Source organism: Nonomuraea sp. NPDC049750 (genome assembly GCF_040659625.1).
Lineage (GTDB): Bacteria > Actinomycetota > Actinomycetes > Streptosporangiales > Streptosporangiaceae > Nonomuraea.
Genome location: NZ_JBFANB010000054.1, coordinates 26,193 through 41,077, shown reverse-complemented (window position 1 = coordinate 41,077; position 14,885 = coordinate 26,193). Strand labels below are relative to the sequence as shown.

Here is a 14,885-nt window from a genome sequence, read left to right as displayed (position 1 = left end):
TTTCTCTTCGATGGAGTCGCCCCCGGGTCAGTGGTTGGCCGCGTACTGCTCGGCGAGTTCCTTGGCGATCGCGTCGCCACCCTGGGACTTCCACTGCGAGACGACCCCGGTCCAGTCCGACACCGGGCGCTTGCCGGCGATGATCGCGTTGGTGGCGTCGGTGATCTGCTGGTTGAGCTTCGTACCCTTCGCGGCCTGGGTCGGCGAGACCAGGCCGTAAGACGGGTCGGCGACGCCGATGGGGACGATCTCCTGCTGGGCCTGGTAGCTGCGGCGGGTGGCGTCGGGGTTGCCCGGCAGGTAGAGCACGTACGGAGCGGACGCGATGTACTGCAGGGGCAGGTTCGTCTTGTTCTCGCCCCCGGTGGTGGCCAGCGCGGTGGGCAACGGGTCGCCGTCGGGACCGGTGGTGAAATGTGCCCCGGCGACACCGTAGTTGATCAGCTCGTACTCCTTGCTGCCGAACGGCGCGGCCAGGAAGTTCAGCACTCGCAGCAGCATCTTGACGCGCTCCGGCGACGCCTTCTTCAGGGCGGTGAAGCCGCCGCGGCCGCTGTTGGAGAACACCCCGTTGCCCAGCCACGGAGTCGGGTTGTCGCCGTACGGGCGGACGAAGTCGACCGTGAACGCGTCGCCGACCCCGGAGACCATTCCCGGGTAGCCGCCGATGCCGCCGCCCAGGGTCAGCGTCGTGCCGTTCATGAAGAACGTGTTCGCCTGGGTCGCCTGGGTGCTCAGCAGGTCCGGATAGAAGTAGCCCTTGGCGTACCAGTCGCGCAGCCGCTGCAGCGCCTCTTGGTAGACCGGGTTCTCGTAACGGCTGGTGAAGGCGCCGCCGCCGGCGAGCACCCAGTTGCTGGGGACACCGGCCGCGCCGAGGTGGATGTTCTCGCTGAAGTTGTTGCCGCCCAACGGGAACTGCTTGCTGGTGGCGAGCTCGGCCAAGCCCTCGGCGAACTGGGCCGTGGACACGCCGAGCCCCATCTTGATGCCGGCCGCCTCGAGCTTCTCCTTGTTACCGAACATCACGCCGGCGAGCCGGGGCCGGGGCACCGGGATGCCGTACAGGCGGCCGCCGATTCGGCCGACGTTCTGCCAGGCGAGCGTCGGCAGGTTGGCCAGGTTCGGGTACTCCTTGATCGCGTCACCGGAGATGTACTCGGTCAGATCGGCACACTTGGCCTGGGTGAACTGCAGTGCGTTGGACATCGCCAGGTCGATGGTGGCGATGATGTCGGGCAGGTCTCCGCCGGCCATCATGGTGGCGTACTTGGCGTTGAGGTCGGCCGCCGGGACGAGGGTGAGGCGCAGGTCCACCCCTAGCGCCTCGTTGATCGCGGTCCACAGCTTGTTGCTCGCGGCCGGGGACGGCGCCGTGCCGTAGGTGATGACCATGCAGGTGACGACCGAGCCGTCGCCCGGCTTGCCGTCGACGGTCTGGGCAAGCTTCTGGGGATAGGTCAGGAAGGCGTCTTGGACGCCTTGGGCGGTGCCGGGCAGGTCCGGCTTCACCAGGTTGATCGGGGTGTAGGCGGGGAACGGGGCGAGACCCTTGCCCGCGTTGCCCACCGATGTGGCCGAGCCGTCGCCGCAGGCCGCGAGGCCGGGTATGGCGGAGGCGAGCGCGACGCCGCCGGTCAGTCTGAGCAGCGATCTCCGGGAGATGTCCATGGCAAGCGCTTTCCCTTCCGGGTGGGGTATGCGGTCCGCAGGGCGCGGAAGGTGTGCATGGGGTGGGCCGTCCGGTCAGGTCAGCCCTTGATCGCGCCGATGAGCACGCCTTTGGTGAAGAAGCGCTGCACGAGCGGATAGACCGCGAGAATCGGCAGCACCGCGACCACGACGGTGGCCATGGTCGTGGTCTGGGGGGCGACGCTGGCCCCGGCTCCGGCCGCGATCGAGGTATCGGGGTTGGCCCCGAGCATGACGATCTGCCGCAGCATCGGCTGCAGCGGCCAGGTGGACTGGTCGTCGAGGTAGAGCATGGCGTTGAAGAAGCTGTTCCAGTAGCCGACCGCGTAGTAGAAGCCGACCACCGCGATGATCGCTTTGGACAGCGGAAGGACGACGTGCCACAGCACGCGGCCGTCGCCGGCGCCGTCGATGCGGGCGCTCTCCGACAGTTCGGTCGGCAATCCCTGGAAATAGCCCCGCATGATGACCAGGTTGAAGGTGCTGATCAGCACCGGGGCGATCAGCGCCGCGTAGTGGTTGCGCAGGTCCAGGTTGCTGACGACCAGAAAGCTAGGGATGATCGCCGGCGGGAACAGGAAGGTGAGCAGGACACCCAGCATGATCGGCTTGCCGCCGAAGACGTTCGGCCGAGCCAGCGCGTACGCCATCAGCACGGTGGCGGTGAGGCTCACCGCGGTGCCCACGAGCGTGACCACGGTGGAGACGAGCACCGCGTGCGAGATCACTCCGGAACCGAACAGTCGCCGGTAGGCGTCCAGCGTCACCCGCTCGGGCCAGATCGACCAGCCGCCGTTGCGGATCACCTGCATGTCGGGCGACAAGCTGGTGGCGACGACCACCCAGAACGGGATGATCACCAGCGCCACCGTGAGCATCACCGCGACGGCCTTCGCCGCCTTGGTGCTCGGCCGAGGCGGCTCCATCCAGACCGGACGTGTCATCGGTAGACTCCTTGCTCGCCCAGCCGGTGCGCGACCTTGTTGGCCACGACGATCAGGACCAGGCCGACGAGGCCCTTGAAGATGCCGGCCAGGGCGGCTGGTCCCCAGCTGCCGTTGACCACCCCGTGGTAGTAGGTGTAGGTGTCCAGGACCTCCGCGACCCCGGGCGAGAACCCGTCGCGCTGCAGCAGGACCTGGTCGAAGCCGACGCTCAGGATGTCGCCCAGCCGCAGGATCAGCAGCAGGACGAGGACCGGTCGCAGGGACGGCAGGGTCACGTGCCACAGCCGCCGGCCCCACCCCGCGCCGTCGATCGCGGATGCCTCGTAGAGCTGATCGTCCACGTTGTGCAGGGCGGCCAGCACAATGATCGTGCCCCAGCCGCAGTCCTTCCAGATCAGCTCGGCGATCATCAAGGGCTTGAACAACGACGGCTCGCTGAAGACGCTCACCAGGTGGTAGCCGTTGTCGGCGAACAGCCCGTTGAGGACGCCCGCCGCACCGAGCAGTTGCTGGAACAGCGCGACGACGATCACCCACGAGATGAAATGGGGCAGGTAGACGATGCTTTGGACCGCCTTGCGCACCCACCCTCGGGTCAGGCTGTGCAGCAGCAGCGCCAGGGCCACCGGCACCGGGAAGTAGAAGATCAGCTGCAGCGTGGCGAGGCTGATGGTGTTGAGCGCCGCCTGCCAGAAGTCGGGGTCGGCGAACAGGGTCCGGAAGTTGTCCAGGCCGACCCAGGGGCTGTTCATGATGCCCGCGAACGGCAGGTAGTCCTGGAAGACGATGACGTTGCCCAGCAGAGCGACGTAGTGGAACACCACGAAGTACAGCACTCCCGGCGCCATCATGAGCAGCAACAGACGGCTGCGACGTAACCGCTGCCGCCGGCCGCCGCGCCGACGCGCGGACTCGGCCGCGCCGGTGGGCGGATCGTCCGTCCGCCGGTCAGCGAGGGTGACGGCCACGTTACCTCCTGGAACGCTACGTAATGTCGCTTGGTTATCGGCACGTTAAAAGGGTTTCACTCTCGCGTCAAGACCCCAACCTTCACAAACGGGCCGGTAGATCCGATCCGCTGGCCAGCTGCGCCAGCACAGGCTAGGCTTCTTGTTAAACCCTTTTAACAAGGCAGCGGAGGTAGGGAGCGGCATGGAGAACGGGCGGGCGAGCATCCGCGACGTGGCGGCCCGAGCGGGCGTCTCGGTGTCCACCGTGTCACGCATCCTCAACGGCAGTTATCCGCCGGCGCCGGAGACCCGCGACAAGGTCATGCGCGCGGTCCGCGACCTCGACTACGTCGCCAATCCGCACGCCCGCGCACTGACCCGCCCGGAGACCGGCACGATCGCCATCGTGGTCCGGATGCTCGACGACGGCTTCCTCATGAGCCTGGTCCAGAGCATCGCCAACACCCTCGCCGACGCCGGGCGGCTGTGCCTGATCGGCACCACCGGCGGCGACCCCGATCGCGAGCTGCAGGTGTTACGGCAGATGAGCGCCCAGCACGCGCAGGCCATCATCCTCATCGGCGCCGTCTCCGAAACCCCCGAATACGTGCGCCACACCAACGCCTTCGCCACCTCCCTCGCGCAGACCGGCTCACGTCTGGTGCTGTGCGCCCGGCCCCCACTTGACCCGGACGCACCCGCCGGCGTGGTCGAGTACGACAACGAGGGCGGTGCGTACGCCGCGACCAGTCACCTGCTGTCGCGCGGCCACCGCCGCATCCTGCTCCTGAGCGGCCAGCAGGACCACAGCACCACTGTGCGGCGGCGGGACGGATACCGCCGTGCCCTGGCCGACCTCGGCGGCGATCTCGACCCCCGGCTGGAGGCGGGTCCCGCGTGGAGCCGCGAGACCGGCTACTCCCGCATGCGCGACATCTTGCGGGCCGGGCCGCCGGACTTCACCGCCGTGTTCGCCCACACCGACCACGTCGCGAGCGGCGTCCTGCAAGCCCTGCGAGAAGCCGGGCTGCGCACGCCCGAGGACATCTCGGTCGTGGGGTTCGACGACGCCGCCTTCGCCGCCGATCTCGGGCTGACCACGGTGCACATTCCCGCCCGGGAGCTGGGCCGGCTCGCCGCGACGATGGCGGTGGAGCCGGACACCGTCGACCAGCGGGTCGTGCTCGGCACCCACGTCGTCGTGCGGGACAGCGTCGCGATCGCCGCCGCCACCGAATAGTCGCGCACGCGGCAACCACCGAATGGTCGCGCGCGCAGCTACCACCGAAGAGGAGCATGATGACCCGCCGGCCCGTGACAGCACTGGTCATGTCCGAACCCACCATCCGCCAGCTTTTCGACGCCCCACGATTCGAGCGGCTGCACGCACTGGCCCAGCTCGACCGCCCCGAAGCGCTGACCGAGTTCGGATCACCGGCAAGCCGCGTCCGGCTCCGCGAGATCGAAGTCATGATCACCGGCTGGGGGTGTCCGCTCCTGACCGGCGAGGTCCTCGATGCCGCTCCCCGGCTGCGCGCCGTGCTGCACGCGGCCGGCACCGTGAAGACGCATCTGACCGACGCCTCCTGCTGGGAACGCGGAATCCTCGTCACCTCCGCGGCCAACGCCAACGCGGTGCCCGTCGCGGAGTACACCCTCGCCGCGATCCTGCACAGCGGCAAACGCCTGAGCGCCTTCGCCGAGGCATACCGGCGGCGGGGCACCGACTCCGCGTGGCGGGAACGTGTGACCGCCGGGTCGAACTACGGTCGCGTCGTCGGCATCGTCGGCCTGTCACACATCGGCCGGCGGGTGGCACGCCTGCTGCGGGCCTTCGACTTCACCGTGCTCGCGAGCGACCCCTACGCCGGCGAGGCGGACGCCGAGGAGCTTGGCACGACCCTCGTTCCGCTGCCCGACCTGCTGCGCCGCAGCGACATCGTGACCCTGCACGCGCCGTCACTGCCTGAGACCCGCGACCTGCTGAACGCCGACCGCCTCGCCCTGCTGCCCGACCACGCCACGGTCATCAATACCGCCCGAGGTAGCTTGATCGACACCGACGCGCTCACCGCCGAATGCGTGAGCGGGCGACTCAGCGCGATCCTCGACGTCACCAACCCCGAACCGCTGCCGGTCGACTCACCGCTGTTCGGGCTGCCCAATGTGCAGCTCACGCCGCACATCGCCGGAGCCATGGGCACGGAGGTCCATCGCCTCGCCGAGGCCGCCCTCGACGAACTCGAGCGGTACGCGAAGGGGTTGCCCCCGGCGTACCCGATCCATATGCGAGACCTCGCCCGAATCGCCTAGACATTCACCCGCCACCTAAAGACGACGGTCCCCTATCTTCGATTTAATGCCCGATGAGCGCTGCTTTTCGCGCGATTCATGGCGCGCATGTGCATTGTCTAACAAGGCGCCATATGTTCGCCATAATTCCGCCATACGAGGGCATCTACCTGGGCAAATGTGAGCTATCAGCGCATTGATCAGCGATTTGCACATCTGCCCCGGACCAGGCCCTTGTTGAGCAGGTTTCCGTCATTTACTGTCCAGGTGATCAATTCTCTCACCTTGGAGTGGCGGATGAAAAAGTGGGTTTTATCCTGCATCATCATGGCGTTAGCGGCCACGACAGGCGTGAGCGTGCCGGCCCATGCCACGTCGGCGAATCTGACTGACCAGCCCCCGACGATAGAGCCTGGGTTGAGTGCGCGGCTGGCCGCCGGTGCCAAGGTCAGGGTGAATGTGGTCACCAAGAGCCGGACGGATCTGCCGGAGGCGTCGAGTGCCGGTCAGGTGCTGCAGACGATGTCCCGGTTCCCCATGGTCACCCTGCGCGTCGACGCGGCGGCGGTGGACCGGCTGGCCAAACTGCCGAACGTGGTGAGCGTGTCGGAGGACAAGCCCGTACCACCGGTGCTCGCCGAGAGCATCCCGCTGATCGGCGCGGACAAGACGCGGGCGACCGGGTTGACCGGCGCGGGCAGCGTGGTGGCCGTGCTGGACACCGGCGTCGCCGTCAAGCACCCCTTCCTGGGCGGACGGGTGATCGAACAGGCCTGCTTCTCCCCCATCGACGCCGACTACGGCGCCACCAGCCTGTGCCCGAACGGCGCCGCCACGCAGACGGGAGCCGGCTCGGCCGACTCCGAGAGCGGGCCGTGCGCCGATGCGGCCCTCGACTGTGATCACGGCACGCACGTGGCCGGGATCGCGATCGGCGACGGCACGAACGTGGCCGGTGCCCCGCCGGCCGGGGTCGCCCCGGGGGCCAAACTCGTCGCCATCCAGGTGTTCAGCAAGTTCACCACCGACGACTTCTGCGGGGCGGGCGCCGCGCCGTGCGTGCTGAGCTTCACCAGCGCCCAGGTGGCGGGGCTGGAGAAGGTCCTGCAGCTGAAGGAGGCCGGTACGGCTCTGGTGGCCGCCAACCTGAGCCTGGGCGGCGGCCTGTACACCTCCGCGTGTGACACCGACCCGCGCAAGCCGGCCATCGACGCGCTCCTGGCGGCCGGGGTCGCCACGGTGGTCGCGGCCGGGAACGACGGCTACGGCGACGCGGTCAGCGCGCCCGCCTGTGTGCCCTCGGCCATCACGGTCGGCAGCACCACCGACACGGACGAGGTGTCCGCCTTCAGCAACCGCGGTCCGCTGCTGGACCTGTTCGCGCCCGGCACGTCGATCGTCTCCTCGGTGCCCGGCAACACCTTTGGGTCATTGAGCGGTACGTCGATGGCCACTCCGCACGTGGCCGGCGCGCTGGCCGTGCTCCGCCAGGCCTTCCCGCAGGCGAGCATCGGGCAGCTGGAAGCGGCGATGGAGAGCACGGGCAAGGCCATCGCCTATACCAGCGCCACCACGCCCCGCCTCCGGCTGGACAGCGCGGCCCTCCCGCCGACCCCCACCGACGGCGCCCTCTGGCCGATGTACTTCGCCAACTTCAACGACTACGCCATCCCCGACCCGGGCAGCGTGGACTCGCCGATCGTCGTGAGCGACCTCCTCGGCAAGACCCCGTCCCAGGTGCACGTCTACGTCTCCATCCAGCACCCCTGGGTGGGTGATCTGAAGCTCTCCCTGATCAGCCCGGACGGAAAGGCATATGTGCTGAGGTCGCCGTCCTCGGACGGCAGCGATTTCATCGACGAGACGTACGACGTGGACATCAGCGCCGTGACGAAGCAGAACGGGACCTGGAAGCTGCGTGCCGCGGACGGCTGGTCACCCCATGCCGGCATCATCGATGCCTGGTCGATGGACTTCCCCTACTTCGAGAACTGGACCGAATACGCCATCCCCGACAAGGGCAGCCTCGTCAAATCCCCCATCACGGTCACGGGCTGGCTCCCCGGTAACGCGCCCCAGAAGATGACGGTCTCCGTGGACATCAGTCATCCCTGGAGAGGCGACCTGAAGATCGATCTGATCGGCCCGACCGGCATCGTTTATCCGCTTCGCGCGGCGAACTCCAAAGACGACGCCGACCAGATCGAGGAGACCTATCAGGTGGATGGGAGATCCTCACCGGCCAACGGGACATGGACGTTACGCGTCGAAGACGTCACAACCGGCGACACCGGCTACATCAACGGGTGGATGCTGAGGTTCTGAACCGTCGAAACCAGGTGTGAGGGGCCGGTGAGCCCCTCACACCTCTACAAGCCTTAAGGCCAGTCGATCGACGGACGCAGCGGGACGCCGGAGTGTCCCTCCGAGTCGAGCTTGACCCCCAGCACCTGGTGCAGCTGCACCTTGTTGCGTTCGAAGCCCACGATGCAGCCGGCCATGTACAGGGCCCAGACCCGGGCGGTCCCCATGCCCACCTCCTGCACCGCGTCGGCCCAGTTGGCGTCGAGGTTGGCGCACCAGTGCCGGAGGGTCTCGGCGTAGTGCTCACGGAGGTTTTCCTCGTGGCGGATCTCGAACCCGAGGTCCTCCATCTGCCTGACCAGGTAGCCGACCGACTCCAGCTCGCCGTCGGGGAAGACGTAGCGGTTGATGAAGCCGCCCTTGTTGAACGTCTTCTCGGTGCCGGTCGGCCGGGTGATGCAGTGGTTGAGCAGGCGGCCGCCCGCCTTGAGCTTGCTGTAGAGGAAGGCGAAGTAGGACGGCAGGTTGCGCTTGCCGATGTGCTCCGTGAGACCGATGGAGCTGACCGCGTCGAAGTCCGACTCCACGACGTCGCGGTAGTCCATGAAGCGGACCTCGGCCAGGTCCTCCAGCCCGGCCTCGACGATGGCCTTCTGCGCCCACTCGGCCTGCTGCTTGCTGAGGGTGACGCCCAGGGCCTTGACGCCGTAGTGCTTGGCGGCGTGCATGACCATGCCGCCCCAGCCGCAGCCGACGTCGAGCAGCCGCATGCCGGGCTTGAGGCCGAGCTTGCGGGCCACCAGGTCGAACTTGGCGTATTGCGCCTCCTCCAGCGTCGACTCCTTGGTGGGGAAGACGGCGCAGGTGTAGGCCATGGACGGGCCCAGAACCCACTCGTAGAAGCGGTTGGAGACGTCGTAGTGGTGGTGGATCGCCTCGGCGTCACGCTGCTTGGCGTGCCGGGAGCCGAGCTTGGCCAGCGTGCTCTGGCGGATCTCCTGCGGCGGCGCCGGGACGCGCATCATCAGCGGCTTCAGGCCCAGCGATCGGACGGCCGCCACCTTCTCGGCGGTCGTCAGGTCGTTGGTGGTGATGTTCCACATGCGGTCGAGCAGTGTGTACATGTCGCCGTGGACGTCGATGTGGCCGGAGATGTAGGCCCTGGCAAGGCCGAGCTCTCCGGGTGCCTGCGCGAGGTAGGCGACCGCTATCGGGGACTTCACCTCCAGGGCGAGGTCCGCGCCGTCCGGCCCCGCCTTGCTGCCGTCGTAGGCCATGAACGCGATGTTGGCCTGCGGACCAACGATCTTCTCAAAGATGGATGCGAGAGCCATCTGCTCACCTTCCCCGTACACACTTGTCGTACAGGTCAAGCATTCGGCCGTTCGGGTCGTATTCCTGCTTGACCGGCCAGTAAGCATCGCCGTTGTACAGCTGCCAGAACTGCTCACGAGCGTAGAAAGAAGTCGAGTAAAGCGACTTGTGCCCGTCGAGCTCGTGCACAGAGTTCTCGATGAGACGGTTGTAATAACCGTCGAACTGCCCCCGTGGCAGTGGCACCATTCCCCAGAAGCCGAAGTTCACGTACAGCTTGCCGGGCTCCAGGGGGTAGAGCGGCCAGCGGGAGGAAGCCCGCAGCGGGCACATCCACACCGGCGTCATGCCGACCTTGTCGTGGAAGAACTCCAGGAACTCCGCGCCCCGCTCGACCGGGGTCTCGACGTCCTGGATAACCGATTCCTGAACGGGCTGGTCGCGCCATCTGTCGACGCGCGCGACCACCCCGTATTTCCGGTCGAGCGCGACCAGCCGCCGGTAGACGTCGGAGCGCATCCAGCGGCGCGGCATCAGCGAGCGGACCATCGGCTGCTGCACACCGAAGGCACGCGAGCACCAGAACCAGTCGGTGTCCCAGCGCCACAGGTAGTCGCGGATGCTCAGCCAGTCGCGGTTGCGCTGCCTGATGGACTGGTAATAGATCCGCATGCCGGTGTAGTCGGAGGTGTAGGGCGCACGCTCGGCGAAGCGGCCGACCGTGAGATACATCTCCCCCGGCTCGAAGAAGACACCGTCAATGAAGTCGACGGGCTCCCCGTCATGCTCCATGCTGTCGCAGATCTCCTGCATGGCCAGCATGCACTTGTCGGCGTCGGTGAACTTGACGTGCGTCAGCTTGACGTAGGGCTGGACCTTCCTGAGCTTGATCCTGATGCGCAGGGCGTAGCCGAGCGTGCCGTAGGAGTTGGGGAAGGCCCGGAACAGGTCGCGGTGCTCGTTGTCGTCGCGGGCGACGACGATGCGGCCGTCGCCGGTCAGGATCTCGAGCTCCTCGACCGACTCGTGCGGCAGCCCGTCTCTGAAGCTGGTCGACTCGATCCCGAGCCCCGTCACCGCGCCGCCCAGCGTGATCGTCTTGAGCTGGGGCACCACATAGGGCATGAGCCCGTGCGGCAGCGTGGCGTCGACCAGGTGCTCGTAGGTCGTCATGCCCTGGACCTCGGCCGTCATCGTCACCGGGTCGACACTGATGACCTCGTCGAGCTCCCTGGCGGAGAGCTTGGCGGTCTTGCCCGAGTCGCGGAATCTGAAGAGGTTGGACGTGGCCTTGGACAGCCGGGGCGAAGCGTCCCCCGGGATCTCCGCGTACGACTGCCTGATGTGCTCTACTGCCCGTCGGTGTGTCGACATCGTTGTCGTCACGGAAGCACCCCCTTGAGCCGGTAGAGATCGTCCTGAAGAAGGTATCTCCCTGGACTGACATCGACCAGACCGGGGTCGTTAAAGACACGAAAACTGTTTATCGTGCCCGGTCGAATCCCTACGCGGTGGGCGAACTCGGAAATTTCCGGCGGATGATCGGCGATACACCGTTGATCACGTTGGCCACCTCGTGGCCGTCCAGCGCGGCCGTGAGGTTGGCCATCGTGGCCGTGAGCAGGCGTCCGGTGGACTCCGGCGTCACTCCGGCGACGTGCGGCGACAACAGCACGCCGTGGATCTCGCGCAGCGGGTCGTCATCGGGCAGGGGCTCGGTGTCGAACACGTCGAGCGCGGCGCCACCGAGGTGCCCATCGGTGAGCGCGCCGGCCAGCGCCGCCTGGTCGACGACCCCGCCCCTGGCCGCGTTGACCAGTAACGCCCCCTGCTTCAGCCGCCTGGGGTCGATCAGGCCACGAGTCTCGTCGGACAGCGCGATCACCACGACGACCACGTCGGAGGTGGACAGCAGCGGTGCCAGCTCCTGGTAGCCCGGCTCCGCGCGAGGCGTGCGGGTCCAGTAGGACACCTGGCAGCCGAACGCCCGGAACAGCCGGGCGCAGGCCGCGCCGATCGGACCGTAGCCGACGATACCCACCGGCCGGCCGTGCAGCTCGCGGGGCCGCAGGTCCTGCTGCGGCCAGTGGCCCGCGCGGACGGCGGCGTCGGCCTCGGCGAGCTTGCGCGACAGCGACAGGGCGGCGGCCAGGCACCACTCGGACACCGCGACGGCGCTGACGCCCGCCGTGTTGGCCAGCGGCACGCCCGCGGCGGCCAGCGCGGTCAGATCGTGGCCGTCGACGCCGACCGAGGGCTGCTGGACGAAGGCCAGCCGGGGCGCGGCGGCCACCGCCTGGGCGTCGAGCGCCAGCAGCGCCGTCCAGTCGCCGAGCACGATCTCCGCCTCGGCCAGCGAGGCGAGGAGCGCGGCGCGGTCGCGAGCCGGCGGCACCCGCACGGCCACCCGGTCGCCGAGCGGCGCGAGCAACTGCCGCAGCACCTCCTCGGGGAGCGGCGCCAGCGCGAGCAGATTCCAAGGCGTCACGCCACACCACCGGCACTCTGATTCCGGGGCGTCATGCCATCACCGGCACCCGGATTCCCGGGCGTCATGCCATCACCGGCACGACCGTGGAGGGGTAACTCATGCCGCTACCGTAAAGCTGGCGATCACCTGCCGCATCAACCCCTGGTCTTGTCTCCACCGCGCCTCGGTGGCCGTCCACGACAAAACGTAGGCGGTGTCCCCGATCGCCACCGCCCGCTGCACCTCGTGATACTTCACGCCCTGCGTGCTCCACGGCGCGTCGCCGGTCGGACCCGCCGTGTAGGTGAACTCCCATTCCACGGCCTTGGTCCCCTGGTGGGTGACGGACCTGCGGCGCAGGGTCCGAACGTCCTGGTCGTTCTGCCCGGCGGTCTCCTGCGAGTCGCGGATGATCTGGTTCGGGTCGGGGTTGACGTAGATGGCCTGGACGCCGAAGTGCCCGCTCCGGTCCCGGCGCGTCCACTCGGTGTAGGCCTCCTTGCGGGCGCCCCGCCAGCCGATGGGCCGCATGATGGACCAGCCGTCGGGGGACTTCCAGGCCCGTACCGTCGCCACCACCTTGGTCGGGGTGGGCGTCGGGGTGGGGGTGGGCGTCGCGCTGGTCTCGGTGCTGGGCGGCGGCGTGCTCGGCGGCGCGCTGGCCACGGCGCTCTGCGTGACGCGCGGCGCGCCTTCCGCCGACCCGCTGAACTTGAAGAAGGCGAACCCGCCTCCCCCGACCACCAGCACCGCCGCCGCTGCCGCCGCGAGGAGGGTACGGCCGCCGCGCGGCGGCTTCGGCTCCACCACGACCCGGTCATCGTTCGGCTGCTTGGCCGCGACGATGGCGGCCAGCAGCGCGTCGGCCTGCTCGGCGTTGACCCGTTCGTGCGGCTCCTTGCGCAGCAGCCCTTGCAGGATCGGGTGCATGATCGGCGGGATCCGGCGGTAGTCCGGCTCGTCGCTCAGCAGCGCGTTCAGCGTGGCCATGGGATCGCCGCGCTCGAACGGCGACCGGCCGACCAGCGTGGCGTAGAGCGTGGCACCGAGCGACCACAGGTCGGAGGCGGGCCCGGACTCGGCCGCGCGCACCCGTTCGGGAGCCAGGAAGCTCGGCGAGCCGGTCACCATCCCGGTCTGGGTCAGCGAGGCGTCTCCCTCGGCGGTGGCGATGCCGAAGTCGGTGAGCACGGCCCGGCCGTCGTCGGTGAGCAGGATGTTGCTCGGCTTGACGTCACGGTGCAGGATCCCGACCTCGTGCGCGGCCCGCAACGCCGACAGCACCTGCCGGCCCACGTCGGCCGCCTGCCGTACCGGAAGGGCGCCGGAGGTGGCGACGACCTCCTCCACAGAGGGGTAGCGCACCAGCTCCATGATGATCCACGGCCGGCCGTCCTCCTCGACCACGTCGTAGATCGCGACGACGGACGGGTGGTTCAGCCGTGCCGCCATACGCGCCTCGCGGGCGGTACGGAGCAACTGCCGTTCCTGGTCGGCCCGGGGCAGTCCCGCGGGCAGGAGCACTTCCTTAACGGCGATCTGCCGGTTGAGCAGTGTGTCGCGGCCTTCCCAGACCACGCCCATACCGCCGCGCCCCAGTTCGCGCAGTAACTGGTAGCGCTTGGCCACCAGCTGGTTGCTATCCGAAACCATGTCCAACCCTTGTAGACCCACCCGAACAGTGGGCAAGTTTCCCATACCTCGCGTATGTCTGCCCGGAGGTCGGGAAGGCGTCTTGCCAGAGGTCACCGAATGTTGTTCTACTGAGGCCAGCCGAGTCGTAGGAGATGCCGATGTCTGAAGGCCGACAGGGCCCGCTCGCCGGGATCCGGGTGCTGGAGCTCGCGGGGCTCGCGCCGGGCCCGTTCGCCGGGATGATGCTCGCCGACCACGGCGCCGACGTGCTGCGCGTCGATCGCGTGGCCGCCGTCTCCGACGCGCCGCGCACGGACGTCATGGACCGCGGCAAGCACACCATCGGCCTGGACCTGAAGTCGCCCGAGGGCGTCGCCACGCTCAAGGAGCTGGCGAGGAACGCCGACGTCGTCATCGAGGTCTTCCGGCCCGGAGTGGCGGAACGGCTCGGCATCGGCCCCGCCGACCTCCACGCGGTGAACGAGCGGCTGATCTACGGCCGGATGACCGGCTGGGGACAGGACGGGCCGCTCGCCACCACCGCGGGCCACGACATCGACTACATCGCGATCTCCGGCATCCTGTCGATGCTCGGCCGCGCGGAGGACAAGCCGACGCCGCCGATCAACATCCTGGGCGACTTCGCCGGCGGCGGTCTCATGCTCGCGTACGGCGTGCTGCTCGCCCTGTTCGAGCGGGAGCGCACCGGCAAGGGCCGGGTGATCGACGCGGCCATGGTGGACGGCGCCGCGATCCTGTTCGCGATGTTCTACCACGGCGTGCAGAGCGGCTTCTGGGGCCCGCGCGGCACGAACCTGCTGGACACCGGCGCGCCCCACTACGACACCTATGAGACGGCCGACGGGGAGTTCATGGCGGTCGGCTCGCTGGAGCCGCAGTTCTGGGACGCGATGGTGACCCGGATGGGGCTGACGGACCTGCCGGACCGCGGCGACAAGAAGCAGTGGCCGGCGCTCAAGGCCCGCCTGGCCGAGGAATTCAGGTCGCGGACGCGGGCGGAGTGGGAGGCGGTGTTCGAGGGCTCCGACGCGTGCGTGTCGCCGGTCCTGTCCATGAAGGAGGCCGTCCGGCATCCGCACAACGTGGCCAGGGGCGCCTTCGCCGACGTCGGCGGGCTCAGCCAGCCGGTCCCCGCGCCGCGCCTGCTCGGCGTACCGGACCAGAACCTCTCGCCCGCCACCCGGCTCACCGACCTGTCCGCCTGGGGCCTGAGCGCCGAGGCCGCGGAGAAGCTGCGCTCCCAGGGGGTGCTGGCCTGAC

12 protein-coding genes are annotated in these 14,885 nt (G+C 68.5%); 4 read left to right on the top strand and 8 right to left on the bottom strand.

Annotated features, from left to right (window positions below; genetic code table 11):
* Positions 1–27 precede the first annotated feature (27 nt).
* From AB0J16_RS57385 to AB0J16_RS57375, 3 genes are all read right to left on the bottom strand, one after another.
* Complete coding sequence (locus tag AB0J16_RS57385; RefSeq protein WP_358557205.1) at positions 28–1,671, bottom strand: extracellular solute-binding protein; 1,644 nt, start codon at positions 1,669–1,671, stop codon at positions 28–30.
* 80 nt (positions 1,672–1,751) lie between these two features.
* The gene (locus AB0J16_RS57380; RefSeq protein ID WP_358557203.1) at positions 1,752–2,636 is read right to left on the bottom strand and encodes a carbohydrate ABC transporter permease; all 885 of its coding nucleotides are present in this window, start codon (positions 2,634–2,636) and stop codon (positions 1,752–1,754) included.
* On the bottom strand, positions 2,633–3,607 hold the full coding sequence (locus AB0J16_RS57375; protein WP_358557201.1) for an ABC transporter permease subunit: 975 nt from the start codon (positions 3,605–3,607) through the stop codon (positions 2,633–2,635). The genes AB0J16_RS57380 and AB0J16_RS57375 overlap by 4 nt, the downstream gene beginning before the upstream one ends.
* 142 nt (positions 3,608–3,749) lie before the next feature.
* Between AB0J16_RS57375 and AB0J16_RS57370 the strand changes: the two genes are divergently transcribed.
* Together AB0J16_RS57370 and AB0J16_RS57365 are read left to right on the top strand one after the other, a co-directional pair.
* A complete protein-coding gene (locus AB0J16_RS57370; protein ID WP_358557199.1) occupies positions 3,750–4,829 on the top strand; it encodes a LacI family DNA-binding transcriptional regulator in 1,080 nt (359 codons plus the stop codon).
* An 89-nt stretch (positions 4,830–4,918) separates the two neighbouring features.
* Complete coding sequence (locus AB0J16_RS57365) at positions 4,919–5,902, top strand: hydroxyacid dehydrogenase (protein ID WP_358557197.1); 984 nt, start codon at positions 4,919–4,921, stop codon at positions 5,900–5,902.
* Positions 5,903–6,081: 179 nt separating this feature from the next.
* Here the strand turns inward: AB0J16_RS57365 and AB0J16_RS57360 are convergent, their stop codons facing one another.
* A complete protein-coding gene (locus AB0J16_RS57360) occupies positions 6,082–6,255 on the bottom strand; it encodes a hypothetical protein (protein ID WP_358557196.1) in 174 nt (57 codons plus the stop codon).
* A 43-nt stretch (positions 6,256–6,298) separates the two neighbouring features.
* On the opposite strand from AB0J16_RS57360, the gene AB0J16_RS57355 reads away from it, so the two are divergent.
* Positions 6,299–8,206 carry a S8 family serine peptidase gene (locus AB0J16_RS57355; RefSeq protein ID WP_358557193.1) on the top strand — a complete coding sequence of 636 codons (1,908 nt, stop codon included), beginning with the start codon at positions 6,299–6,301 and terminating at the stop codon, positions 8,204–8,206.
* A 53-nt stretch (positions 8,207–8,259) separates the two neighbouring features.
* Here the strand turns inward: AB0J16_RS57355 and AB0J16_RS57350 are convergent, their stop codons facing one another.
* From AB0J16_RS57350 to AB0J16_RS57335, 4 genes are all read right to left on the bottom strand, one after another.
* Positions 8,260–9,519 carry a cyclopropane-fatty-acyl-phospholipid synthase family protein gene (locus tag AB0J16_RS57350; protein ID WP_358557190.1) on the bottom strand — a complete coding sequence of 420 codons (1,260 nt, stop codon included), beginning with the start codon at positions 9,517–9,519 and terminating at the stop codon, positions 8,260–8,262.
* A 4-nt stretch (positions 9,520–9,523) separates the two neighbouring features.
* The gene (locus tag AB0J16_RS57345) at positions 9,524–10,873 is read right to left on the bottom strand and encodes an FAD-binding oxidoreductase (protein ID WP_358557238.1); all 1,350 of its coding nucleotides are present in this window, start codon (positions 10,871–10,873) and stop codon (positions 9,524–9,526) included.
* Positions 10,874–11,003: 130 nt separating this feature from the next.
* Positions 11,004–11,987, bottom strand: coding sequence for an NAD(P)-dependent oxidoreductase (locus AB0J16_RS57340; protein WP_358557187.1), 984 nt, complete (start codon positions 11,985–11,987; stop codon positions 11,004–11,006).
* Positions 11,988–12,086: 99 nt separating this feature from the next.
* Positions 12,087–13,622 (bottom strand): serine/threonine-protein kinase, encoded by a 1,536-nt coding sequence (locus AB0J16_RS57335; protein ID WP_358557184.1) that lies wholly within the window; start codon positions 13,620–13,622, stop codon positions 12,087–12,089.
* A gap of 140 nt (positions 13,623–13,762) precedes the next feature.
* Between AB0J16_RS57335 and AB0J16_RS57330 the strand changes: the two genes are divergently transcribed.
* Positions 13,763–14,884, top strand: coding sequence for a CaiB/BaiF CoA-transferase family protein (locus AB0J16_RS57330; RefSeq protein WP_358557181.1), 1,122 nt, complete (start codon positions 13,763–13,765; stop codon positions 14,882–14,884).
* The last annotated feature ends 1 nt before the right edge of the window (position 14,885 follow it).

What these genes read in the sequence shown, in the direction of transcription:
- AB0J16_RS57385 (WP_358557205.1), bottom strand. Translation starts at nt 1,671, where the DNA reads ATGGACATCTCCCGGAGATCGCTGCTCAGACTGACCGGCGGCGTCGCG.
- AB0J16_RS57380 (WP_358557203.1), bottom strand. Translation starts at nt 2,636, where the DNA reads ATGACACGTCCGGTCTGGATGGAGCCGCCTCGGCCGAGCACCAAGGCG.
- AB0J16_RS57365 (WP_358557197.1), top strand. Translation starts at nt 4,919, where the DNA reads ATGTCCGAACCCACCATCCGCCAGCTTTTCGACGCCCCACGATTCGAG.
- AB0J16_RS57350 (WP_358557190.1), bottom strand. Translation starts at nt 9,519, where the DNA reads ATGGCTCTCGCATCCATCTTTGAGAAGATCGTTGGTCCGCAGGCCAAC.
- AB0J16_RS57345 (WP_358557238.1), bottom strand. Translation starts at nt 10,873, where the DNA reads ATGTCGACACACCGACGGGCAGTAGAGCACATCAGGCAGTCGTACGCG.
- AB0J16_RS57335 (WP_358557184.1), bottom strand. Translation starts at nt 13,622, where the DNA reads ATGGTTTCGGATAGCAACCAGCTGGTGGCCAAGCGCTACCAGTTACTG.
- AB0J16_RS57330 (WP_358557181.1), top strand. Translation starts at nt 13,763, where the DNA reads ATGTCTGAAGGCCGACAGGGCCCGCTCGCCGGGATCCGGGTGCTGGAG.